Source organism: Streptomyces sp. NPDC049597 (genome assembly GCF_040675505.1).
GTDB lineage: Bacteria > Actinomycetota > Actinomycetes > Streptomycetales > Streptomycetaceae > Streptomyces.
This window is the reverse complement of record NZ_JBFAOY010000058.1, coordinates 1-21939: the sequence shown is the minus strand read 5'-3', so window position 1 is coordinate 21939 and position 21939 is coordinate 1. Positions and strand designations below refer to the sequence as shown.

The following is a 21939-nucleotide window of genomic DNA, read 5'->3' as shown; positions in this document are numbered from 1 at the left end:
CCACCCCCGGGCGGCGCCGGCGGGGGGCGCCCGGGCGGGCGGCGGGCCCCGCGACCCCCCCCGCCCGGGCCCGGGCACCCCGCAAGGCCTCGGCCCGGGCCCGCGGCAGGGCCGGAGCAGCGTGGCAAAGGGGCACGGTGCCGGGCCGGCCGGCGTCGAGGCCGCCCGGCACGAGACCGTCGTCACTCCTCCTGGTCGAGATCCTCCGCCAGGTCCTCCTCGTCGAAGACCGAGCTGACGTCGAAGCGGCAGACGACCCGCTCGGGGTCCGCCTGGTCGAACGGGACGCTCAGCCACTCCCCCGGTTCGGGCAGCTCGTCCGCGGCGGACACCCAGAGCGTGGAGTCCCCCTCCTCCAGGCCGAACTCCTTGTGGCGCGACGCGATTTCGTCAGGTTCGAACTCCCCGAAGAGCACTCCGAGCGCCGCGTGCACGCTCTCGCCGACGACCGGCGCGTTCGAGGGCCGGTCCGCCGCGTCCGGATCGAGATCGGCGATGCGCTGTGCCTGGGCGAGCAGCCGCTGCGGCTCCGCCACCGCGTAGTCGCGGCGGATCAGCACGGTGAGAGCGTTCGGCTCCTCGGGGCCCGCGTACGGCGGCAGCGAGTCGTCGGCACCGGGGATCTCGAAGGGTGTCACCTCGTCGTAGCGGTCGTAGAGCCTCTCGTCGTAGGCCTCCGCCGCCGCGGCGAGCGCATTGAAGGCGTCGTAGACGGCCGGGTCGTCCTCACCCGTGCGGTTCTCGACCGCCGCCAGGTGACGGTCCAGTGCGGCTTTGACCGCCTCGGCGGCGGCACGTACCTCGGCAGCGGTGGGCTGCGCAGCATCAGACATAGTGCAGACGCTATCCGTACCGGGCCGCTGCCCGCACAATAGATGCGATGCCGGAATACGAATTCGTCGACGTGTACGTCCCTCGCGGGGTCTCCCGCAAGGAGGCGACCCGTCTGCTGACCGACCATGCCGAGTACGGACACTGGGAGTTGGACCGACTGACCCTGCACCGGGACGGCAGCCGCCGTGTGCGGCTGCGCCGGCGCATCATCCGACAGGTGCGCGCCACCTGGTGAGCGCACCGGCAACGGTCCGGGCCCGGCCCACGGGCCCGGACGCCGGGCGCAGACGTAAGGAGCGGGCCTGCGGGCCCGCTCCTTCGTGTACCGCCTCAGCCGGACCCGGTCAGGCCGACGTACGGGCCCGCCGGTAGAGGACCGCGCCCGCGAGCAGCAGTCCGACACCGGCCGGGGCGAGCACGTCGAGCGCGTCCATACCGGTCTCGGCCAGCTGGGCGCCCTGGGGCGCGACGGCCCGCGCACCGGGGGCGTTCGGCGCCTCGGGGGTCGACGGGGTGCTGGGAGTCGCCGGCGCCGGAGGCGTCTCGGGAGTACCCGGCTGCTGCGGGCTGCCCGGCTCGGTGGGCTGCTGCGGGTTGCCCGGCTCCGCGGGCTCCTGCGGGTTACCCGGCTCGCTGGGCTCCTGCGGGTTGCCCGGCTCCGCGGGCTCCTGCGGGTTACCCGGCTCGCTGGGCTCCTGCGGGTTGCCCGGCTCGGCGGGCGTGGAGCCGTTGCCGCAGTTCGCGGTCGACGGGTTGAGAGCACCGATGACCGTGACGGTGTTCCCGCACACGTCGAGGGGCACGTCGACCGGCACCTGCACCTGGTTGCCCGAGGCGATGCCCGGTGAGTCGCTCACTGTCCCGCTCGCCTGCGAGCCGCCGGCCTGGCTGCCCTGGCCGGCGCCGCCGCCGGACACGTTGGCGCACGTGGTGCCCATGGCGGGGTTCAGAAGTCCGATGACGTCCACGGTGTTCCCGCAGAGATTCACCGGAACGTGCACCGGTGCCTGGATCGAATTCCCGGACAGTACTCCGGGCGAATTCGACGCTCCGCCGGTCGCCACCGAGTCCGCCTGCGCGTAACCCCCGCCGAGCGCGAGTACGCCACCCGCGGCCGCCACGGAGATCAGACCTTTGCGCGTGACCTGTCGCATATCTTTCCTGCCTTCCAGCAGCTGTAAGAATGCCCCGGTGTGCTTCCCGGAGCTGGAAGAACCGGGCGGCTCCGGAGTGCGGGCACGCACTCCCGAGCCGCCCGGAATCAAACCCGGGTCTTTCCGGGCCGAGTCACAGCGCTCAGAGGTTGGCGCATTCGTTGCCGAAGGTGGGGTTCAGCAGCCCGATGGCGTCGACCGTGTTCCCGCACAGGTTCACCGGCACGTGGAGCGGCACCTGGAGGGCGTTGCCCGAGAGCACGCCGGGGGACTGCGCGGCAGCACCCTGGGCAGCGGAGTCGGCCACGGCCACGCCCGCGCCTGCGAGCACCAGACCGCCAGTGGCAGCCGCAGCAGCGACGACCTTCTTGATCATTGTTCCTCCTTGTTGGCAATACGGCCCCAGCCGCGGACCGCATCACCTGTAACGAGGAGGGGGCATGGGGGCTACGAGCCGAAACCTCCATTCACTCTTTCCGGTCACCGCCGCACATTCAGGCGATTACATGAGCGTCTTTTCTTCGCTTCGGCGCCCTTTCGGTCGGCAGTGGCGTATCAGCACTGGTCGAGGAATCGGTCGAGCACGCGGACCCCGAACTTCAGGCCGTCCACCGGGACCCGCTCGTCCACGCCATGGAACATGCCCGCGAAATCCAGCTCCGGGGGCAGCTTCAGCGGCGCGAAGCCGAAGCAGCGGATACCGAGGTCGTCGAAGGACTTGGCGTCCGTCCCGCCCGAGAGCATGTACGGCACGGCACGGGCGATCGGGTCCTCGGCCTTGAGCGCCACCTGCATGGCGTCCACCAGGGCCCCGTCGAAGCTGGTCTCCAGCGCCTTGTCGCCGTGGACGTCCTCGCGCCTCACCCGGGGGCCGAGCAGCCGGTCCAGGTCCGCGAGGAACTCCTCCTCGTACCCCGGCAGGAAGCGCCCGTCGACGTGCGCGGTCGCCTGACCGGGGATGACGTTCACCTTGTAACCGGCACCGAGCATGGTGGGGGCGGCGGAGTTGCGCAGGGTCGCCCCGACCATCTTGGCGATGCCGCCGAGCTTGGCGAGCGTGGCGTCCATGTCCTCGGGGTCGAGCGGGGTGCCGAGGGCGTCGGACAGCTCGTCGAGGAAGGAGCGGACGGTCTTGGTCACCCTGACCGGCCACTGGTGGCGGCCCACGCGGCCGACGGCCTCGCACAGTTCGGTGATGGCGTTGTCGTTGTTGGTCATCGAGCCGTGGCCCGCCGTGCCCTCGACGGTCAGGCGCATCCAGTGCATGCCCTTCTGCGCCGTCTCGACCAGGTAGAGGCGCAGGTTCTCGTTGACCGTGAAGGAGAAGCCGCCGACCTCGCCGATCGCCTCGGTGACGCCCTCGAAGAGGTCGGGGTGGTTGTCGACCAGGTGGCGGGCGCCGTAGGTGCCGCCGGCCTCCTCGTCGGCGAGGAACGCCAGCACGACGTCGCGCGGCGGCTTGCGGCCGCTGCGCAGCCTGTCGCGTACGACCGCCAGCGTCATCGCGTCCATGTCCTTCATGTCCACCGCGCCGCGGCCCCAGACGCAGCCGTCCGCGATCTCGCCCGAGAACGGGTGGTGCGTCCAGTCGGCGGCGTTCGCCGGGACGACGTCGGTGTGGCCGTGGATGAGCAGCGCGGGCCGGGACGGGTCCTCGCCCTCGATGCGGGCCACGGTGGAGGCCCTGCCCTTGTGCGACTCGAAGATCTGCGGCTCCAGCCCCACCTCGGCGAGCTTCTCGGCGACGTACTCGGCAGCGGCGCGCTCGCCGGGGCCCGAGTGGTCGCCGTAGTTGCTGGTGTCGATCCGGATCAGCTCACGACAGAGGTCGACGACCTCGTCCTCACCCGAGACGCCCCGGGCCGTGTTCGACTCGCTCACGCTGATTCCTCCCACTGTCGCTGCTGGTGGTCAGCCCTCATCCTCCCGCCATGCAGGTCATTGCCCAAGGGCGGCCTCCGGACGTCACGGGGCGTTCACGGAACCGGGGGTGTGATCGAGGGGGGCCGAATGTTTGCTATGGTTTTCCACGTCGGAACGGCCCAGGGCCGCGAGACAGACACCTTGTCCGGGTGGCGGAATGGCAGACGCGCTAGCTTGAGGTGCTAGTGCCCTTTATCGGGCGTGGGGGTTCAAGTCCCCCCTCGGACACCAGTGAGATCCCCACGGCGTGCCGTGGGGATCTTCGTGTGTTCCGGGGAGGTACGGATGGCTTTCCTGCTGGTCGCGGGCGCGATCGTGTCCGAGGTGATGGCGACTCTGGCGCTGCGTGCCTCCCACGGGCTGAGCAGGCTGGGTCCCGGCGTGCTGGTCGTCCTCGGGTACGGCGCGGCGTTCGTGATGCCGGCGCAGGCACTCAAGACCCTGAATGTCGGTCCGGTGTACGCGGTGTGGTCGGGGGTCGGGACGGTCGGGGCGTTCCTCGGCGGCGTCTGGCTGTTCGACGAACCGGTCCGGCCCGCGACGCTGATCGGGGTCGCGCTCGTGATCACCGGCGTCGCGGTGATGTACCTCGGCGGCGGAACGCAGCACTGAGGCCGAGGCCGCGGCGCGATGGGCATACAGTCTCCTCGGTGAGACGCAGATGAGACGCAGAAACAGCGCCCCGCGGTCGCCGCTCCCCCAGCGCGACGGCATCGACCCGGTGCGGCTGAGACTGCCCGCCGATCCGGACGGGCTGTGGGCCACCGTGCGGGACCATCTCGTGGAGCGGTACGCGAACGCCATCGGGGCCGAGCAGGTCGACGCCATGCTCGACGAGGGCCGTGTCGTCTCGGTGGACGGCCCGGTCACGGCCGGTGACCCGTACGAGGCGGGGCGGTACCTGTTCTTCCACCGCGACTTCGCCGCCGAGGAGCGGGTGCCCTTCGAGGTGGGCATCGTGCACCGCGACGAACGCCTGGTGATCGCCGACAAGCCGCATTTCCTCGCCACCGTCCCGCGCGGCAGCCACATCACCGAGACCGCGCTGGCGCGGCTGCGCCGCGATCTGGAGCTTCCGGAGCTCCAGCCCGCGCACCGGCTGGACCGGCTGACCGCGGGGCTGGTGCTGTTCGTCGTACGGCCCGGGGACCGGGGCGCCTACCAGACGCTGTTCCGGGACCGGCGGGTGCGCAAGGAGTACGAGGCGATCGCGCCGTACGACCCGTCGGTCGCCCTGCCCCGTACCGTACGCAGCCGGATCGAGAAGGAGCGCGGGGTGATCGCCGCACGGGAGGTGCCGGGCGAGCCGAACAGCGAGAGCCGGATCGAGCTGGTGGAGGCACGCGGGGCGCTCGGCCGGTACCGGCTCCTGCCGGCCACCGGCCGAACGCACCAGCTGCGCGTGCACATGAACGCCCTGGGGCTGCCGATCCTCCACGACCCGGTCTATCCGGAGGTTCGCGAGCCGGGGCCGGAGGACTACACCCGGCCGCTGCAGCTTCTGGCCCGTGCCCTGGAGTTCACCGATCCGGTGACGGGTGAGCCGCGCCGTTTCGAGAGCCGGCTGCGGCTGGCGGCGTGGTGATCAGAGGCGATCACGGACGATCAGCAGTGATCACAGGAGGACGACCGAGCGCAGCACGTCGCCCTCGTGCATCCGGGCGAAGGCCGCCTCGACATCGCCGATGCCGATGGTCTCCGTCACGAACGCGGCGAGGTCGATGCGGCCCTGCTGGTGCAGGTCGACGAGCATCGGGAAGTCGCGGGAGGGCAGGCAGTCCCCGTACCACGACGACTTGAGTGCTCCGCCGCGGCCGAAGACGTCGAGCAGGGGCAGTTCGAGCTTCATGTCGGGGGTGGGCACGCCGACGAGGACGACCGTGCCGGCCAGATCGCGGGCGTAGAAGGCCTGCCGGTACGTCTCCGGGTGGCCGACGGCCTCGATGACGACGTCCGCGCCGAAACCGCCGGTGAGTTCGCGGATCGCCTCGACGGGATCGGTGGAGCGGGAGTTGACGGTGTGGGTGGCGCCCATGGAGCGGGCGGTTTCCAGCTTGCGGTCGTCGATGTCGACGGCGATGATCTTCGCCGCTCCGGCGAGGTGTGCGCCGACCACGGCCGCGTCGCCGACGCCGCCGCAGCCGATGACGGCGACCGTGTCGCCGCGGCCGACGCCGCCCGTGTTGACGGCGGCGCCGATGCCCGCCATGACCCCGCAGCCGAGCAGTCCGGCGACGGCGGGGGAGACCGAGGAGTCGACCTTGGTGCACTGGCCGGCGGCGACGAGGGTCTTCTCGGCGAAGGCACCGATGCCGAGGGCCGGTGACAGCTCGGCGCCGGAGGAGGTGAGCGTCATCCGCTGCCGGGCGTTGTGCGTGTCGAAGCAGTACCAGGGCCTGCCGCGCAGGCAGGCGCGACAGCGTCCGCAGACGGCGCGCCAGTTGAGGATCACGAAGTCCCCGGGCGCGACCTCGGTGACGCCGTCGCCGACGGACTCCACGACTCCGGCCGCCTCGTGGCCCAGCAGGAACGGGAACTCGTCGGTGATCCCGCCCTGCTTGTAGTGCAGGTCGGTGTGGCAGACGCCGCACGCCTGCACCTGCACGACCGCCTCGCCCGGCCCGGGGTCGGGGACGGTGATCGTCTCGACCCGCACCGGCTCGTTCTTCCCGGGTGCGATCACACCTTGCACCTGCTGGGGCATCGCAGGACCTGCCCTTCCTCGACTGGCGTCCTTACCGCCACGGCCTGTCACGGCGGCGCGCCGCGATGGCTCGAACGGTATGCCGAAGACGCTGCCCAAGAGGGCAATTTCGGCCAGAGGACACGGATACGGCAACTACGGAGGAAGGGGAGGAGTCCTATCGGGTGCAGGAGGGGGTCCGCACAGAAGAACTGTACGGGGGGAGAAATCTTGACCGAGATCATTGAGCGCGCCGCCGCGGCCGAGGAGAAGGTGGAGGTCGGACGCCGTCCCGGCCGGCCGGGCGGGCTGACGCCCTACGCCGATCCGCTGACGATTCCACCGGTGCTGCGGCCCGACGTGTCCGATGTCCGTCAGGAGATCGAGATCGCGCTGCGCCCCACCTGGGTGCGGATGCACTCCCAGTTGCCTCCGACGCTGATGTGGGGGTACGAGGGCAGCGTCCCGGGGCCCACCATCGACGTGCGTCGCGGGCAGCGGATCAGGATCGCCTGGACGAACCGCATTCCGCCGGGCAGTGAGTACCCCGTCACCGCGGTGGAGGTCGGCCCGACGCCCGCGGGGCAGCCGCTGCCCCACAACCGGCCGGGGCGCGAGGGCGTGAAGCCGGACGAGAACGTGGCGGCCCTGCCCGCGTGGACGGTGACGCACCTGCACGGCGCGCAGACCGGCGGCGGCAACGACGGCTGGACGGACAATGCCGTCACCTACGGGGACGCGCAGCTGGCGGAGTACCCGAACGACCACCACGCGGCGCAGTGGTGGTACCACGACCACGCCATGAACATCACCCGGTGGAACGTCTATGCCGGTCTGGTGGGCACGTACCTCGTCCGCGACGACGAGGAGGACGCGCTGGGGCTGCCGTCCGGCACGCGTGAGATTCCGCTGATCCTCGCCGACCGCAACCTCGACACGGACGAGGACGGGCGGCTGAACGGCCGTCTGCTGCACAAGACCTCGGTGCTGATCCCGAGCCATCCGGAGACGGGCAAGCCGGTGTCGCTGCCGTTCCTGGGGCCGTACTCCACGGTCAACGGGACGATCTGGCCGCACCTGGACGTGGACGACGCCTGGTACCGCTTCCGGCTGGTGAACGCCTCCAACGCCCGGATCTACCACCTGGTGCTGGTGGACGAGCACGACCGTCCGGTGCCCGGCGTGGTGCGGCAGATCGGCAGCGACGGGGGCCTGCTGCCGCGCCCGGTGCCGGTGGACTTCCCGGGCGGGCAGCCGCTGACCATCGCCCCCGCGGAGCGGTTCGATCTGCTGATCGACTTCCGGGCGCTGGCCGGCCGCCGGGTGCGGCTGGTGAACAAGGGGCGCAACGCGCCCGCGGGCGCGCCGGACCTGGCCGACAGCGTGCCGTATCCGCAGGTGATGGAGTTCCGGGTGCGCGAGACGTGCGAGCCGGATCCGTTCGTGCTGCCGCCGGTGCTGTCCGGGTCGTTCCGCCGGTTCGACCACGATCTGGTCGACCACGGGCACCGGCTGATCGTGCTGACGCCGCCACAGACCGTCGGCGGCGGCGGTCATCCGGAGATCTGGGAGATGACGGAGGTGAAGGACGCCGGCGTCCGGGTGCCGGCGGAGGGTGTGATCCAGCTCCGGGGCCCGGACGGCACGGTGCGGACCTACCGGCGCACCTCGCGGACGTTCAACGACGCGCTCGGCTTCACGATCGCCGAGGGCTCGTACGAGCAGTGGTCGTTCCTCAACCTGGGCGCGCCCGCGCACCCGATGCACATCCACCTCGCCGACTTCCAGGTCATGAGCCGGGGGGCGTACCGGGTGGACGGCTTCGACCCCGAGCTCGGCGGTACGCGGACGCCGGTCGCTCCCGACCCGGACCGCACGCTCTCGGTACCGGCGAACGAGCAGGGCTGGAAGGACGTCTTCCAGGTCTCGGAGGCGGAGCTGGTGAAGGTGATGGGCCGGTTCGACGGGGCACACGGGCGGTTCATGTACCACTGCCACCTGCTGGAGCACGAAGACATGGGGATGATGCGCCCGTTCGTGGTCATGCCCAAGGAGGCGCTGAGGTTCGACCACGGCGGGGGCCACGGCGGCCACCACGGCTGAGGTACGACGAAGGCCGGGCCCCGCGGGATGTCCCGCGGGGCCCGGCCTTCGGTGCGATCAGGCGCGGACGTCCTCGCGCCCGGCCGCGATGCGGCCGACGCGCTTGCGGACGACGTACCAGCCGCCGACCAGCGCGGCCGCGATCAGCGGCAGGCAGTTGACGGTGGTGCGTCCGATGCCGCCGTCCATCCACATCAGGACGAGGACGGAGGCGAGGAAGAACAGCGTGACGAGCTGGGTGTAGGGGGCCCAGGGCAGCTGGTAGGCGGGGCGGGTGACCCGGCCGTCCTTGGAGCGGTGCCAGAACAGCAGCGAACAGATCATGATCATCGCCCAGGTGCCGATGATGCCGATCGAGGCGAAGTTCAGCACGAGCTCGAAGGCGTCGCCCGGCATGACGAAGTTCAGGAAGACGCCGAGCACGCCGAAGGCGGCGGTGAGCAGGATGCCGCCGTAGGGCACGCCGCCCTTGTTCATGACGCCGGTGAACTTCGGCGCGGAGCCCGACAGCGACATCGAGCGCAGGATGCGGCCGGTCGAGTACAGGCCGGAGTTCAGGCTGGACAGGGCCGCGGTGAGAACGACGAGGTTCATGACGCCGGCCGCGCCCGGGATGCCGAGCTTGTCGAAGACGGTGACGAAGGGGCTCTCGTCGCCGGAGTACGCGGTGTACGGCAGCAGCAGGGCGAGCAGCACGACCGAGCCGACGTAGAAGAGGCCGACGCGCCACATGATCGAGTTGATCGCCTTCGGCATGATCTTCTCGGGGTTCTCGGTCTCGCCCGCGGCGACGCCGCACAGCTCGACGGAGGCGTAGGCGAAGACGACACCCTGGATCAGCAGCAGCATGGGCATGACGCCGCTCGGGAAGATGCCGCCGTTGTCGCTGACGGTGGCGAGGCCCGGGGTGTGGCCGCCGATGTCGTGCGAGGTCACGACGAGGAAGATGCCGACCAGCATGAACACGACCAGGGCGGCGACCTTGATGATCGCGAACCAGAACTCCATCTCGCCGAAGTACTTCACGGAGATCAGGTTCGCCGTGAGGACGACGGCGAGGGCGATCAGGGCGAGGACCCACTGCGGGATGTCGCTGAACATGGCCCAGAAGTGGGCGTAGGTCGCGGCGGCGGTGATGTCGGCGATCGCGGTGGTCGACCAGTTGAGGAAGTACAGCCAGCCCGCCGTGTAGGCACCCTTCTCGCCCATGAACTCGCGGGCGTAGGAGACGAAGGCTCCCGAGGAGGGCCGGTAGAGCACCAGCTCGCCGAGCGCGCGGACGACGAAGAAGGCGAAGACGCCGCACAGGGCGTACGCGATGAAGAGGGACGGACCGGCGTTGGCCATGCGGCCGCCGGCGCCGAGGAAGAGCCCCGTACCGATGGCGCCGCCGATGGCGATCATGTTGATGTGACGTGACTTGAGGTCCTTGCGGTACCCGGCGTCACCGGCGTCTACGTGGGGGGTGCCCGTCGCGGCGGCGACAGGGGTGTCGGCCGCAGCCATGGTGCGGTCACTCATTGAGGTTGTTCGCCTTCGTGAGGGGGTGTGCGGTACCCGGCCTTGTGCGCCGGCGGCTCTGTGCGGTGGGCCGCGGCACGGCGTGGGTGCCCAAAGAGCCTGACGGCTCATAGTCAGGGCAACCCTGGGATTTTGGCAGTGGCCAACCTCACTCAGACATAGATCTGAGGTATTTCAGAGGTTTCGCCAATGTGAAGCAAGGATGCCATGCGGTTCAGGGTGCGAGGACATCCAGCTCTTCCAGGGCCCCGGCGGCGATCTCGCGGGTGAGCCTCTCGGCACGGGCCGCATCGCCTTCGCGAACGGCTTCCGCGAGCTGCACATGGAGCGTCACGGCCGCCGGGTCCGGGTCGTCGAACATCACATGGTGGTGGGTCCGGCCCGCGAGGACCTCCGCGACGACGTCGCCGAGCCGGGCGAACATCTCGTTGCCCGAGGCGTTGAGCACGATCCGGTGGAAGGCGATGTCGTGCTGGAGGTAGCCCTCCAGCTGGTGGCCCCGGGAGGTGGCGACCATGCCGATGGCCTCCTGCGTGAGGGCGGCGCACTGCTCGGGGGTGGCGTTGACCGCGGCGAGGGAGGCCGCGACCGGTTCGATCGCGGAGCGCAGCACGGTCAGGGAGCGCAGCTGGCGCGGCCGGTCGGTGCCGGCGAGGCGCCAGCGGATGACGCGCGGGTCGTAGACGTTCCACTCCTCGGTGGGCCGTACGGTCACGCCGACGCGGCGCCGTGACGCCACGAGGTGCATGGACTCGAGGACCCGGACCACTTCCCGCACGACGGTGCGTGAGACGTCGAAACGCTGGGCGACCTCGTCCGTGCGCAGGACGCTCCCCTCGGGATATTCGCCCGCGGTGATCGCCAGGCCGAGGCTGTCGAGCACCTGCGTGTGAAGCCCCTGGCCTTCTGTGGTCATGAGCAAAGCCTACGGGTGGGGCCGCCGGCGGGAGCCGCGGGACCCCGGAACAAAAAGTATGACGTTTCTGTCTCAGGGTCTTGAATACGTCGTACCTAATGGGTTTCAGTAGCGCGACGAACCGATGTCGGATGTCGAAGAAGACAGCGAGGCACGTAATGAGCACCCCTCACGTCGTCGTGGTGATGGGCGTGGCAGGCACGGGCAAGACCACGATCGGCCCCCTGCTCGCCGCCGCCCTGGGCGTCCCGTACGCCGAGGGAGACGACTTCCACCCCCCGGCCAACATCGCCAAGATGTCGGCCGGCACCCCGCTGGACGACGACGACCGACGGCCGTGGCTGGATGCCATCGGCGCCTGGGCCCATGAGCGGGCCGGACACGGCGGCGTGGTCTCCAGCTCGGCGCTCAAGCGCGTGTACCGCGACCGGCTCAGGGCCGCCGCGCCCGAGGTCGTCTTCCTTCACCTCACCGGCGACCGCGCGCTCATCGAGCGGCGCATGAGGGAGCGCAAGGGGCACTTCATGCCGACCGCGCTCCTCGACTCCCAGTTCGCCACGCTGCAGCCGCTGGGCGACGACGAGGCGGGTGTCGCCGTCGACGTGTCCGGAACCCCCGAGGAGATCACCGAGCGGGCGGTCTCCGCGCTGCGCGCGCTCGGGTCCTGACCCCCCTCCCCGTACCCCCGTCCCCCTCCCCCGTCCCCCTCCCCCGTCCCTTTCCGTGACAAGGAATCACCGTGACCAGTCTCAGCGTCGAGATGCTGGCAGCGGACCCCGTCGAGCCGATCACCTCGGCGGGCAACGCTCAGCTGGGTATCGCCGTCCTGGCGGGTATCGCCGTCATCGTCCTGCTCATCACCAGATTCAAGCTGCACGCGTTCCTGGCCCTGACCATCGGTTCGCTCGCCCTCGGCGCGTTCGCCGGGGCGCCGCTCGACGACGCCATCGCCTCCTTCAGCACCGGCCTCGGCAACACCGTCGCCGGCGTCGGCGTCCTCATCGCCCTGGGCGCGATCCTCGGCAAGCTGCTCGCCGACTCGGGCGGCGCCGACCAGATCGTCGACACGATCCTGGCGAAGGCGGGCGGACGCGCCATGCCGTGGGCGATGGTGCTGATCGCCTCGATCATCGGACTCCCGCTGTTCTTCGAGGTCGGCATCGTCCTGCTGATCCCGGTCGTTCTGATGGTGGCCAAGCGCGGCAACTACTCGCTGATGCGGATCGGCATCCCGGCCCTCGCGGGTCTGTCCGTCATGCACGGCCTCATCCCGCCGCACCCCGGCCCGCTGGTCGCGATCGACGCCATCGGCGCCAACCTGGGCGTGACCCTGGCCCTCGGTCTGGTCGTCGCCATACCGACGGTGATCATCGCGGGCCCGGTGTTCTCGAAGTACGCGGCACGGTGGGTGGACATCCCCGCGCCGGAGAAGATGATCCCCCAGCGCGCCTCCGACGACCTGGACAAGCGGCCCAGCTTCGCCGCCACCGTCACCACCGTGCTGCTCCCGGTCGTGCTGATGATGGCCAAGGCCCTCGTCGACATCGTCGTGGACAACCCCGACAACGGTCTCCAGCGCGTCACGGACGTCCTCGGCTCGCCGCTGATCGCCCTGCTGGCCGCGGTGCTCGTGGGCATCTTCACCCTGGGCCGCGCCGCCGGGTTCACCAAGGAGCGGATCGGCTCGACGGTCGAGAAGTCGCTCGCCCCGATCGCGGGCGTCCTGCTGATCGTCGGCGCCGGCGGCGGCTTCAAGCAGACGCTGATCGACATCGGTGTCGGCCAGATGATCCTGGACTTCTCCAAGGACTGGGCCATCCCGACGCTGCTGCTCGCCTGGCTGATCGCGGTGGCGATCCGGCTGGCGACCGGTTCGGCGACGGTCGCGACGATCTCGGCGGCCGGACTGGTCGCACCGCTCGCGGCCGACATGTCGACCTCGCACGCGGCGCTGCTGGTCCTCGCCATCGGCGCGGGTTCGCTGTTCTTCAGTCATGTCAACGACGCCGGCTTCTGGCTGGTGAAGGAGTACTTCGGCATGAACGTCGGCCAGACGATCAAGACCTGGTCGGTGATGGAGACCATCATCTCGGTCGTCGGCATCGTCTTCGTGCTGCTGCTGTCACTCGTCCTGTAGCCACTCGGAGTGGTGGTCGCGGGCCCACCGGCGCTCGACCGACCCGGTGCGCATGCCACGGCGTGCCTCCGGGGCGGCGAGCGCCATCGCGATGTGTCCGGCCAGCACGATGCCGACAGCCAGCGACAGCCAGTCGTGCACGAACGTCGCGCCGGTGCGCCACACCAGCGGGACGAGGTCCGTGAACCACATCAGCAGTCCCGTGCCGAGCATCACCAGGGCCGCGCCCGCGATCCAGGCCGCGTAGACCTTCTGCCCGGCGTTGAACTTCCCCGCCGGGCGGGACGATGGCCGGTGGTCCCGGCGGCGTACGGCGCGCAGCCAGGTGCGGTCGTGCGGGCGGAAGCGGTTGAGCCGGCGCAGGTCCGCGCGGAAGGCGGGGGACGCGAGGCCCAGCAGGAACGGCACCGGCAGCAGCACGCCCGCCCACTCGTGGACGGTGACCACGAGGTGGCGGCGGCCGACGAGTTCGGCGATCTGGGGGACGTACAGGGCTGCGGCGGTCACGACACACGTGAGCATCAGGGCGGCGGTGGTGCGGTGCACCCAGCGTTCGGCCCGGCTGAACCGGCGCACCCGGGCGGGCGGTTCAGACGGTGGGGGTGTCGCTGCGGCCGTTGGACCGGCCGACCCAGGCGTCGACGTCATAGCCGCGCTCCTCCCAGTAGCCGGGCCGTACACGGGAGGTGACGGTGATCCCGGAGAGCCATTTCGCCGACTTGTAGAAGTACATCGGCGCGACGTAGAGCCGTGCGGGGCCGCCGTGGGCGTGGCTGAGCGGCTTGTCCTGCATGCGCAGGGCGACCAGGACGTCGTCGCGACGGGCCTGCGGGAGGGTGAGGCTCTCGCTGTACGTGCCGTCGAAGCACGTGAACCGGACGGCCCTGCCCTCGGGGCGTACCCCGGCCGCGTCCAGCAGCAGCGACAGCCGCACGCCTTCGAACGGGGTGTCGGGCACGCGCCAGCCGGTCACGCACTGCACGTCGCGCACGATCCGGGTCTGCGGGAGGGCGCGCAGGTCGGCGAGGGTGTAGGCGGCGGGGCGTTCGACGAGGCCGTCGACGGTGAGGCGGTAGGTCGTCCCGGTCCGGCGGGGGACGGAGGAGGCGACCGAGTAGTAGCGGAAGCCGCCGCCGTTGGGCAGCAGCCCGGTGAGGCCGGTGGGGTCCTTGTCCGCGGCGGAGCCGAGGAACGACTCGAACGCGCGCTGGAGCCCGGGCGCGGCGGCGACCGAGGCGGCTCCCGCGCCCAGCATGCCGAGCACCAGCCGGCGGCCGAGGGGCGTGCCGCCCGTCCCGTCGTCGCGCTCGGCCGGCCCGGTGGGGCCCGTGTGCTCGGTGCGCTTCGCGTCACGGTCATGTGAGGTCACCCTTCGATTCGAGCACGTGAGCGGCGTGAGGGCCAGGGAGCCGGGCACTGCGTCAGACTTCCGTCACAACCCCGCCCGCCGCACGTCGCACGGCCTCGGCCCGCATGCGCGGAAGCGTCACCGGACCGGCCGGATCAGGGTCCTCCGTTTCCCCTCGCCAGCCTCTCGTGTACATGCCATTGCTTCTGCTACGTTCCCGGTCAGCCTCCCCCCACCACGGACAGGGCGATGTCCCGCCGAGGCCGCGGGCCCCACGAGGGTGCGCCGGACCGCCGGGGCACAGCTCCTTCGAGAAGGAGTTCACGTGGTCGTTTCCCTCCCACGGTCCCGCAGGCGTTTGGCGATCGCCTGCGCGCTGGTCGCCGCCGCCGCGGGCGCGCTGCTGCCCCTCGCCCCGGCTCCCGCCGCCGCGGCGGCAGAGGAAGAGTTCAGGCCGCAGCTCGTGACGGTGGAGACCCCCACCCGGGCGGCCCGAAACAGACTGGCCTCCCTCGGGCTCGACCTGACCGAGCACGCGCGGGACGGCCGCAGCGAGGTCGTTCTGCACGGCCTCGGCGACGCGCTCGCGCTGCGCGCCGCCGGCTTCACCTGGCAGGCACGCATCCCGGACCTCGTCCAGCGGGAGTCCGAGATCAACGCGGCCAACCGCGCCTACGCGGCCGCGACCACCACCTCGCCCCTGCCGTCGGGGCGTGACAGCTACCGCAGCCTGAGCGACTACAACGCCGACCGCGACCGCCTCGCCACGGCGCACCCCGGACTGGTCAAGAAGATCACGCTGCGGCACCGGAGCCTCGAGGGCAAGTCCGTGCACGGCGTGGAGATCGCCCACGACGTCACGGCCGCGCAGGACGGCCGCCCCGTCTTCCTCATGCTCGGGCTGCACCACGCCCGCGAGTGGCCCTCGGGCGAGCACACCATCGAGTTCGCCCACGACCTGGCGAAGAACTACGGCAGCGACCCGCGCATCACCGCGCTCCTGAAGAAGGCCCGCGTCGTCGTCGTCCCGGTCGTCAACGTCGACGGCTTCCAGAAGTCCTTCGACGACGGGCAGTTGATCGACCTGCGCCCCGTCGACGAGGGCGGCACCGGGTCGATCCTGGCCACCCCCGGGAACGCGTACAAGCGCAAGAACTGCCGGATCGTCGACGGGACGGCCCCGCTCCTGAACGAGTGCGCCCTCGCGAGCAGCCCCGGCGGCTTCGGAGCGGGCGTCGACCTCAACCGCAACTACGGGGCCTACTGGGGCGGTCCGGGAGCTGCGGCCGAGCCGGTCCAGGCCACGTACCGCGGTGCCGCGCCGTTCTCGGAGCCGGAGACGCAGAACATCCGCGAGCTGATCAGCAGCCGCCAGGTGACCGGTCTGATCACCAACCACACCTTCTCCAACCTGGTGCTGAGTCCCGGCGGGGTCGCGCCCGACACGATCGGACCCGACGGGCAGCCCGTCGGCGATCCGCCGGACGACGCCGCGCTGACCGAGCTCGGCGACCGGATGGCCGCCCAGAACGGCTACACCAGCCAGCACAGCTGGGAGCTGTACGACACCACCGGCACCACCGAGGACTGGTCGTACAACGCGACCGGCGGCTACGGCTACACGTTCGAGATCGGCCCCGACGAGTTCCACCCGCCGTTCCCGGAGGTCGTCGACGAGTACCTCGGCGCGGGCGAGTTCGCCGGCAAGGGCAACCGTGAGGCGTACCTCCTCGCGCTGGAGAGCGCCGTGGACCCGCGGACCCACGCGGTGATCGGCGGCAAGGCGCCCGCGGGCGCGACCCTGCGGCTGCGCAAGACCTTCGCCACCCCCACCTGGTCGGGCAGCGTCTCGGACACCCTGGACACGACCATGACCGTCGGCCGGGGCGGCACGTACACCTGGCACGTGAACCCCTCCACCCGGCCCGTCGTCAAGGCCCGCCAGATCCGGGTGATCTCCTCCGAGCCGCTGAAGCGGCAGACCTACACGGGCACGACGGCACCGGCGCAGCGGACGGAACAGGAGTTCACCGTCGACCGAGCCGCCGACGTCCTCGAGGTGAAGCTCGACTGGCCGACGCCGGACGATCTCGATCTGTACGTGCTGCGCAGGAACGCCGACGGCAGCCTCACCCAGGTCGGCAGCTCCGCCGGCTCCGTCGGCGAGAAGGAACGCGTGCTGCTCCAGGACCCGGCGCAGGGCACCTACGTGCTGCGGGTGGAGAACTGGGCCTCCGTCACGCCGTCGTGGACACTCACCGCGTCCCTGTACGACGCCACGGAGCAGCAGACGGGCGGCCTGATCGAGAACTGGACCCTGACGTGCGAGAAGGACGGGCAGGTCCTGGAACGCGTGCCCGTCGTCGTGGACCGGGGCCAGCAGGTCAAGGCCGATCTGAAGGCGTGCGCGCAGAACTGGGGCCAGGGCTGACGCCGCCACCGCAGACCGCGCGTCGTGCCGTGGACGTCCTGCTCGGCCGGTCCCTGCTGCCCGAACGGCCCGTCGGCGGGCGGACGTCGGCCGCCTGGCCGTCGGCGAGCACGTGGTGCACGCCCGGACGGTGCGCGACGGCACGCCGTCGCAGGTGACGGCGTCGGTGTTCGATGTGGTGCCGGACGCGGGGGTCGAGTGGCAGGCCGTGCGGCGCAACGCGCCCGTGGATCCGGGCGCGTGGCGGCCGGCCGCGGGACGGGCCGCGTGGTCGTTCCCGCTGACGACCGCGTCCTACGGCAGCGGCCATCGGACGATCGTGGTCCGTCTCGTGGAACGGGGCGTGGCGACCGCCCGGGACTCGGTGCGGGCCACGTTCCGCTGACGGACCCGCGCTGCCGCACCGGGTGCCCGGTGCGGCAGCGCGCGATGCTTGTATGGCTGCCATGACTCCGGCAGACAATCCCGCGGAAGAGCTCCTCGACATCGTCGACGAACAGGACCGGGTGATCGGTCAGGCGCCACGCGGCGAGGCGTACGCGCGCGGGCTGCGGCACCGGTGTGTGTTCGTCCTCGTACGCGACGGGGAGGGGCGCGTCTTCGTGCACCGGCGGACCGCGACCAAGCTCGTCTTCCCCTCGCTGTACGACATGTTCGTCGGAGGTGTCGTCGGCGCGGGCGAGACGTACGACGACGCCGCACTGCGCGAGGCCGAGGAGGAACTCGGGGTGAGCGGACTGCCGCGCCCCGTCCCGGTGTTCACGTTCCTGTACGAGGACGCCGGCGAGCCCGCGCGCACCTGGTGGTCGTCCGTCTACGAGGTGCGCTGCACGCTCCCCGTGCGGCCGCAGCCCGAGGAGGTCGCCTGGCACGGCTTCCTCACGGAGGCCGAGGTGGACGAGCGCCTGCGCGAGTGGGAGTGGGTACCGGACGGCCTCGCCGCATGGGAGCGGTTCAGGACCCACCGGTCGGTGTGACGGCGGGAGTAGGGTGCCCGGGGTGAGCGACTTCGTACAGAGCCTGCGCCTGTGGTTCGCGCCCCGGCGGATCCGGGAGGAGGGCGAGACCCCCGACTACCGCTTCTCGCTCGCGAACGAGCGCACCTTTCTGGCGTGGATCCGCACGGCGCTCGCGCTCATCGGCGGCGGCTTCGCCGTCGACCAGTTCCTGCCGGATCTGCGCTGGGACGTACGGGCGGGGCTCGCGCTCGCGCTGATCGGAGTGGGCGCCATGTGCGCCGTGCGCGCCGTGAACCACTGGGTCCGCTGCGAGCGGGCGATGCGCCGTGGCGAGGACCTGCCGGTGTCCCGCTTCCCCGCGCTGCTGGCGCTGGTGGTCGCGGTCGTGTCCGTCGCCATGGTGGTCGTCGTGTCCTGGGGCGACGTGTGACGGCGCCCGAGCGGGATCCGGGGCTGCAGCCCGAGCGGACCCGCTTGGCGTGGCGTCGTACCACCCTGGCCTGCACGGTGGTGGCGGTGCTCGCCGCCCGGCAGGCGTCCGGGGACTCGTGGCCCGCGGTCGGGCTGAGCATGGCCGCGTGGCTGGGCTTCCTGGCCGTGGCGCACCGGCGCATCGGCGCGATGGACGCGGCCCGGCCGCCGGCGCTGTCGATGCGGGGCGCCGTCGCGGCGGTGGGCTGCGTCCTGGCGCTCGCGGCGTTCGCCGTCGCGGTCGTGACCTGAGGCGTCGTGACGCAGGCCCTGGCCTCGGCCCGCGGGGCGGGGCCCGGGCGGGGGCTGGTGCCGGGGCGTGGCCCCGGGCGGCGGCCCGGCACCAGCCCCCGCCGGGGAGCGGACACTAGCCTGGGAAGTGCACATCACCACAATCCGGACCTCAAGGGGAGTGTCATGGCTGTCGTCCACCACGAGCACCCCGCCCACCAGCACACGCACGGACCGTCCTGCGGACACACCGAGGTCCCGCACGGCGACCACGTCGACTACGCGCACGACGGTCACCTCCACCGCGCGCACTCCGGCCACTGGGACGAATGCGAGCCCGGCGAGCACGTCTCGCACAGCAGGCACGCCCATGAGCACGGCGCCGGATGCGGGCACCCCGCCGTGGTGCACGGCGACCACGTCGACTACGTCCATGACGGACACCGACACGCCCAGCACGACGGCCACTGGGACGATCACTGATCCCCTGACCCCAGGAGCCGGCCGGCCGGCTCGGGGCGTCACGTCGAGCCGGCCGAGGAGGGTCACCGAGGGGCTCACCCTCCGGTGACGGCTGGTGACGGCGCGCGGGGCGGATCTCGGCGTGCCGGCCGACGCCGCGAGGGCGCACGCCCGCCCGCCCCTGCCCGAACACACCCCGCCCCGCCCGTACACCGGCGCACCCGCACCCGCAGCCGCACCCGCACCCGCACCCGCAGGGCGAAGGCACCCCGCATCCGCGCATCTCAGCAGGGTTCTGGCGCGTTTCGGTATGTGATCCAGGCATCGGTTCGGCGGGCGCACTGGACGACATACCGACTGGTCGGTCATCATGAACGCGTTCGCCAGGACGACGACCAGGACCGCCTCCGGAGGTGCGCACCATGAGCCCAGCCCCACAGGGCCTCGATCCCGAGCAGCTGCGCGGGCATCTCGACCGCGAGCGGCCGGGGCTGGTGAGCGGACCCCTCAGCGCACGGCTGATCCAGGGCGGCCGCTCCAACCTCACCTACGCGGTCACCGACGGCACCGGCCGCTGGGTCGTCCGCAGGCCCCCGCTCGGTCACGTGCTGGCGACCGCCCACGACATGAAGCGCGAGCACCGGGTGATCAGCGCGCTCGCGCAGACCGAGGTGCCGGTCCCCCGGCCGGTGCTGCTGTGCGAGGACGAGTCGGTCATCGGATCGCCGTTCTACGTCATGGAGTTCGTCGACGGCACGCCCTACCGCACCGCCGAACAGCTCGCCGCTCTCGGCCCCGCACGCACCCGCGACGCGGTGCTCTCCCTCGTCGACACGCTCGTCGACCTGCACGCCGTGGATCCCGAGTCGGTCGGGCTCGGCGACTTCGGGCGCCCGGAGGGCTTCCTCGACCGGCAGCTGCGCCGGTGGGGCAAGCAGCTGGACGCCTCGCGCAACCGGGAGCTGCCGGGCATCGACGAACTGCACGCCGCGCTCGGGCGCTCGCTTCCCGCCTCCCCCGCGCCCACCGTCATCCACGGCGACTACCGCCTCGACAACGTCCTGATCGGCGAGGACGACCGGATCACGGCCGTACTGGACTGGGAGATGTCCACGCTCGGCGATCCGCTGACCGACCTCGGACTACTGGTGATGTACAGCCGCCGGCTGGAACTGCCCGGCTCCCCCATCAGCACCACCGCGGGCGCGCCCGGCCACCCCTCCCCCGACGAGCTGATCGAGCGTTACGCCGAGCGCTCCGGCCGGGACACCTCGGCGATCTCCTGGTACACGGCGTTCGCCTGGTTCAAGCTCGCCGTGATCCTCGAGGGCATCCACTACCGCTACACCCTCGGCCAGACCGTCGGCGCCGGCTTCGACCGCATCGGCGATCTCGTCCCCGTCTTCATCGAGCACGGCCTCACCACCCTCCAGGAAGGCTGAGTACCTCATGGACTTCGCATTCGACGCCCGTACGGAAGAACTCCGCGCCAAGCTGCTCGCGTTCATGGACGAGCACGTCTATCCGGCCGAGCGGATCGAGCACGAGCAGCGCGCGCGGCTGGCGTCGCCGTGGGACACCCCGGCGGTCGTCGAGGAGCTGAAGGCCGAGGCGCGCAAGCAGGGCCTGTGGAACCTCTTCCTGCCCGACGCGGAGTACGGCGCGGGCCTGACGAACCTGCAGTACGCGCCGCTCGCCGAGATCACCGGACGCAGTCCGCACCTGGCGCCGACGGCGCTGAACTGCGCGGCCCCGGACACGGGGAACATGGAGGTCCTGGCGCAGTTCGGCGACGACGACCAGAAGAAGCAGTGGCTGGAGCCGCTGCTCGCCGGGGAGATCCGGTCGGCGTTCGCCATGACCGAGCCCGAGGTCGCCTCGTCGGACGCGACGAACATCCGGACCCGGATCGACCGCGACGGCGACGACTACGTCGTCAACGGCCGCAAGTGGTACATCTCCGGTGCGATGAACCCGAACTGCCGGATCTTCATCGTGATGGGCAAGACCGACCCGGACGGCGACGACATCCGCCGCCAGCAGTCGATGATCCTGGTCCCGCGGGACACCCCGGGCGTCGAGGTCCGCCGCGCCATGCAGGTCTACGGCTACGAGGACCACTCGCACGGGGGCCACGCCGAGGTCGTCTTCACCGACGTGCGGGTGCCCGCGTCGAACCTGATCGACGAGGTGGGCAGCGGCTTCGCCATCGCCCAGGCGCGGCTCGGGCCGGGCCGTATCCACCACTGCATGCGGCTGATCGGCATGGCCGAGCGGGCGATCGAGCTGATGTGCCGCAGGGCGGTGTCCCGCGAGGCGTTCGGGAAGGCGATCGCCCAGCAGGGCGTCGTGCAGAACTGGATCGCGGACGCGCGGGTGACCGTGGAGCAGCTGCGGCTGCTGGTGCTGAAGACGGCGTGGCTGATGGACACGGTCGGCAACCGGGGCGCGCACACGGAGATCCAGGCGATCAAGATCGCGACGCCGCGGGCGGTCGTGGACATCCTGGACAAGGCGGTGCAGGTGCACGGCGCGGGCGGCGTGAGCCAGGACTTCCCGCTGGCGGAACTGTGGGCGGCGGCGCGGACGCTGAAGCTGGCGGACGGGCCGGACGAGGTGCATCAGCGGTCGCTGGCGAGGCGGGAGCTGAAGAAGTACGTGTGAGGGGTGGGCGGGGGGGGGTTTCCCCCCCCCCCCCCCCCCCCCAAAAAGGGGGGGCCCCCCCCCCCCCCCCCGCAAACGGGGGGGGGGCCCCCCGCCCCCCCC

General features: G+C 71.4%; 23 protein-coding genes and 1 tRNA gene. 15 read left to right on the top strand and 9 right to left on the bottom strand.

Going from position 1 to position 21939, the window contains the following annotated elements:
• Window positions 1-182: 182 nt before the first annotated feature.
• The gene (locus tag AB0K02_RS33170) at window positions 183-833 is read right to left on the bottom strand and encodes a hypothetical protein (protein WP_365996330.1); all 651 of its coding nucleotides are present in this window, start codon (window positions 831-833) and stop codon (window positions 183-185) included.
• A gap of 47 nt (window positions 834-880) precedes the next feature.
• Between AB0K02_RS33170 and AB0K02_RS33165 the strand changes: the two genes are divergently transcribed.
• Complete coding sequence (locus AB0K02_RS33165; protein WP_100106356.1) at window positions 881-1069, top strand: DUF5703 family protein; 189 nt, start codon at window positions 881-883, stop codon at window positions 1067-1069.
• Between the two features lie 109 nt (window positions 1070-1178).
• Here the strand turns inward: AB0K02_RS33165 and AB0K02_RS33160 are convergent, their stop codons facing one another.
• The 3 genes from AB0K02_RS33160 to AB0K02_RS33150 all read right to left on the bottom strand — a co-directional run bounded on the left by AB0K02_RS33160 (window position 1179) and on the right by AB0K02_RS33150 (window position 3869).
• The gene (locus AB0K02_RS33160) at window positions 1179-1988 is read right to left on the bottom strand and encodes a chaplin family protein (protein WP_365996329.1); all 810 of its coding nucleotides are present in this window, start codon (window positions 1986-1988) and stop codon (window positions 1179-1181) included.
• A gap of 142 nt (window positions 1989-2130) precedes the next feature.
• The gene (locus tag AB0K02_RS33155; RefSeq protein ID WP_365996328.1) at window positions 2131-2364 is read right to left on the bottom strand and encodes a chaplin; all 234 of its coding nucleotides are present in this window, start codon (window positions 2362-2364) and stop codon (window positions 2131-2133) included.
• 179 nt (window positions 2365-2543) lie between these two features.
• Entirely contained in the window at window positions 2544-3869 is a 1326-nt protein-coding gene (locus AB0K02_RS33150) for a M20/M25/M40 family metallo-hydrolase (protein ID WP_365996327.1), read from the bottom strand.
• Window positions 3870-4054: 185 nt separating this feature from the next.
• Here AB0K02_RS33150 and AB0K02_RS33145 point away from each other — a divergent pair.
• The 3 genes from AB0K02_RS33145 to AB0K02_RS33135 all read left to right on the top strand — a co-directional run bounded on the left by AB0K02_RS33145 (window position 4055) and on the right by AB0K02_RS33135 (window position 5496).
• Window positions 4055-4142 (top strand) — tRNA-Leu (locus AB0K02_RS33145).
• A 54-nt stretch (window positions 4143-4196) separates the two neighbouring features.
• Window positions 4197-4523, top strand: a complete 327-nt coding sequence (locus AB0K02_RS33140; protein WP_365996326.1) for a multidrug efflux SMR transporter — start codon at window positions 4197-4199, stop codon at window positions 4521-4523.
• A 49-nt stretch (window positions 4524-4572) separates the two neighbouring features.
• Window positions 4573-5496 carry an RluA family pseudouridine synthase gene (locus AB0K02_RS33135; RefSeq protein ID WP_365996325.1) on the top strand — a complete coding sequence of 308 codons (924 nt, stop codon included), beginning with the start codon at window positions 4573-4575 and terminating at the stop codon, window positions 5494-5496.
• Window positions 5497-5526: 30 nt separating this feature from the next.
• On the opposite strand, the gene AB0K02_RS33130 is transcribed toward AB0K02_RS33135, so the two are convergent.
• A complete protein-coding gene (locus tag AB0K02_RS33130) occupies window positions 5527-6615 on the bottom strand; it encodes an S-(hydroxymethyl)mycothiol dehydrogenase (protein WP_365996324.1) in 1089 nt (362 codons plus the stop codon).
• 252 nt (window positions 6616-6867) lie between these two features.
• Here AB0K02_RS33130 and phsA point away from each other — a divergent pair, with 252 nt between their 5' ends.
• On the top strand, window positions 6868-8697 hold the full coding sequence (gene phsA / locus AB0K02_RS33125; RefSeq protein ID WP_365996332.1) for an O-aminophenol oxidase PhsA: 1830 nt from the start codon (window positions 6868-6870) through the stop codon (window positions 8695-8697).
• Between the two features lie 57 nt (window positions 8698-8754).
• On the opposite strand, the gene AB0K02_RS33120 is transcribed toward phsA, so the two are convergent.
• Complete coding sequence (locus AB0K02_RS33120) at window positions 8755-10218, bottom strand: amino acid permease (RefSeq protein WP_365996323.1); 1464 nt, start codon at window positions 10216-10218, stop codon at window positions 8755-8757.
• 214 nt (window positions 10219-10432) lie between these two features.
• Complete coding sequence (locus AB0K02_RS33115) at window positions 10433-11134, bottom strand: FCD domain-containing protein (RefSeq protein WP_365996322.1); 702 nt, start codon at window positions 11132-11134, stop codon at window positions 10433-10435.
• 158 nt (window positions 11135-11292) lie between these two features.
• Here AB0K02_RS33115 and AB0K02_RS33110 point away from each other — a divergent pair, with 158 nt between their 5' ends.
• Complete coding sequence (locus tag AB0K02_RS33110) at window positions 11293-11802, top strand: gluconokinase (RefSeq protein ID WP_365996321.1); 510 nt, start codon at window positions 11293-11295, stop codon at window positions 11800-11802.
• A gap of 71 nt (window positions 11803-11873) precedes the next feature.
• Complete coding sequence (locus AB0K02_RS33105; RefSeq protein ID WP_365996320.1) at window positions 11874-13271, top strand: gluconate:H+ symporter; 1398 nt, start codon at window positions 11874-11876, stop codon at window positions 13269-13271.
• Here AB0K02_RS33105 and AB0K02_RS33100 read toward each other — a convergent pair.
• A complete protein-coding gene (locus AB0K02_RS33100; RefSeq protein ID WP_365996319.1) occupies window positions 13257-13919 on the bottom strand; it encodes a cytochrome b/b6 domain-containing protein in 663 nt (220 codons plus the stop codon). The two genes, AB0K02_RS33105 and AB0K02_RS33100, sit on opposite strands and share 15 nt — an antisense overlap.
• Window positions 13861-14526, bottom strand: coding sequence for a molybdopterin-dependent oxidoreductase (locus AB0K02_RS33095; protein ID WP_365996331.1), 666 nt, complete (start codon window positions 14524-14526; stop codon window positions 13861-13863). Before AB0K02_RS33095 ends, AB0K02_RS33100 begins: the two co-directional genes overlap by 59 nt.
• A gap of 418 nt (window positions 14527-14944) precedes the next feature.
• On the opposite strand from AB0K02_RS33095, the gene AB0K02_RS33090 reads away from it, so the two are divergent.
• From AB0K02_RS33090 to AB0K02_RS33055, 8 genes are all read left to right on the top strand, one after another.
• Window positions 14945-17050, top strand: a complete 2106-nt coding sequence (locus tag AB0K02_RS33090; RefSeq protein WP_365996318.1) for a M14 family zinc carboxypeptidase — start codon at window positions 14945-14947, stop codon at window positions 17048-17050.
• A gap of 130 nt (window positions 17051-17180) precedes the next feature.
• Complete coding sequence (locus tag AB0K02_RS33085) at window positions 17181-17435, top strand: hypothetical protein (protein ID WP_365996317.1); 255 nt, start codon at window positions 17181-17183, stop codon at window positions 17433-17435.
• 61 nt (window positions 17436-17496) lie between these two features.
• On the top strand, window positions 17497-18027 hold the full coding sequence (locus AB0K02_RS33080) for an NUDIX domain-containing protein (RefSeq protein ID WP_365996316.1): 531 nt from the start codon (window positions 17497-17499) through the stop codon (window positions 18025-18027).
• 22 nt (window positions 18028-18049) lie between these two features.
• Window positions 18050-18439: a DUF202 domain-containing protein gene (locus AB0K02_RS33075; protein WP_365996315.1), complete on the top strand. Its 390-nt coding sequence runs from the start codon at window positions 18050-18052 to the stop codon at window positions 18437-18439.
• Entirely contained in the window at window positions 18436-18732 is a 297-nt protein-coding gene (locus tag AB0K02_RS33070; RefSeq protein ID WP_365996314.1) for a DUF202 domain-containing protein, read from the top strand. The genes AB0K02_RS33075 and AB0K02_RS33070 overlap by 4 nt, the downstream gene beginning before the upstream one ends.
• Before the next feature lie 165 nt (window positions 18733-18897).
• Window positions 18898-19194, top strand: coding sequence for a hypothetical protein (locus AB0K02_RS33065; RefSeq protein WP_365996313.1), 297 nt, complete (start codon window positions 18898-18900; stop codon window positions 19192-19194).
• A 401-nt stretch (window positions 19195-19595) separates the two neighbouring features.
• A complete protein-coding gene (locus tag AB0K02_RS33060) occupies window positions 19596-20615 on the top strand; it encodes a phosphotransferase family protein (RefSeq protein ID WP_365996312.1) in 1020 nt (339 codons plus the stop codon).
• Between the two features lie 7 nt (window positions 20616-20622).
• Window positions 20623-21837, top strand: a complete 1215-nt coding sequence (locus AB0K02_RS33055) for an acyl-CoA dehydrogenase family protein (RefSeq protein ID WP_365996311.1) — start codon at window positions 20623-20625, stop codon at window positions 21835-21837.
• Window positions 21838-21939: the final 102 nt, after the last annotated feature.

What these genes read in the sequence shown, in the direction of transcription:
- AB0K02_RS33110 (WP_365996321.1), top strand. Translation starts at nt 11,293, where the DNA reads ATGAGCACCCCTCACGTCGTCGTGGTGATGGGCGTGGCAGGCACGGGC.
- AB0K02_RS33170 (WP_365996330.1), bottom strand. Translation starts at nt 833, where the DNA reads ATGTCTGATGCTGCGCAGCCCACCGCTGCCGAGGTACGTGCCGCCGCC.
- AB0K02_RS33155 (WP_365996328.1), bottom strand. Translation starts at nt 2,364, where the DNA reads ATGATCAAGAAGGTCGTCGCTGCTGCGGCTGCCACTGGCGGTCTGGTG.
- AB0K02_RS33120 (WP_365996323.1), bottom strand. Translation starts at nt 10,218, where the DNA reads ATGAGTGACCGCACCATGGCTGCGGCCGACACCCCTGTCGCCGCCGCG.
- AB0K02_RS33115 (WP_365996322.1), bottom strand. Translation starts at nt 11,134, where the DNA reads ATGACCACAGAAGGCCAGGGGCTTCACACGCAGGTGCTCGACAGCCTC.
- AB0K02_RS33130 (WP_365996324.1), bottom strand. Translation starts at nt 6,615, where the DNA reads ATGCCCCAGCAGGTGCAAGGTGTGATCGCACCCGGGAAGAACGAGCCG.
- AB0K02_RS33055 (WP_365996311.1), top strand. Translation starts at nt 20,623, where the DNA reads ATGGACTTCGCATTCGACGCCCGTACGGAAGAACTCCGCGCCAAGCTG.
- AB0K02_RS33100 (WP_365996319.1), bottom strand. Translation starts at nt 13,919, where the DNA reads ATGACGTCGACGCCTGGGTCGGCCGGTCCAACGGCCGCAGCGACACCC.
- AB0K02_RS33140 (WP_365996326.1), top strand. Translation starts at nt 4,197, where the DNA reads ATGGCTTTCCTGCTGGTCGCGGGCGCGATCGTGTCCGAGGTGATGGCG.
- AB0K02_RS33095 (WP_365996331.1), bottom strand. Translation starts at nt 14,526, where the DNA reads ATGCTGGGCGCGGGAGCCGCCTCGGTCGCCGCCGCGCCCGGGCTCCAG.
- AB0K02_RS33160 (WP_365996329.1), bottom strand. Translation starts at nt 1,988, where the DNA reads ATGCGACAGGTCACGCGCAAAGGTCTGATCTCCGTGGCGGCCGCGGGT.
- AB0K02_RS33065 (WP_365996313.1), top strand. Translation starts at nt 18,898, where the DNA reads ATGGCTGTCGTCCACCACGAGCACCCCGCCCACCAGCACACGCACGGA.
- AB0K02_RS33080 (WP_365996316.1), top strand. Translation starts at nt 17,497, where the DNA reads ATGACTCCGGCAGACAATCCCGCGGAAGAGCTCCTCGACATCGTCGAC.
- AB0K02_RS33135 (WP_365996325.1), top strand. Translation starts at nt 4,573, where the DNA reads ATGAGACGCAGAAACAGCGCCCCGCGGTCGCCGCTCCCCCAGCGCGAC.
- AB0K02_RS33060 (WP_365996312.1), top strand. Translation starts at nt 19,596, where the DNA reads ATGAGCCCAGCCCCACAGGGCCTCGATCCCGAGCAGCTGCGCGGGCAT.
- AB0K02_RS33165 (WP_100106356.1), top strand. Translation starts at nt 881, where the DNA reads ATGCCGGAATACGAATTCGTCGACGTGTACGTCCCTCGCGGGGTCTCC.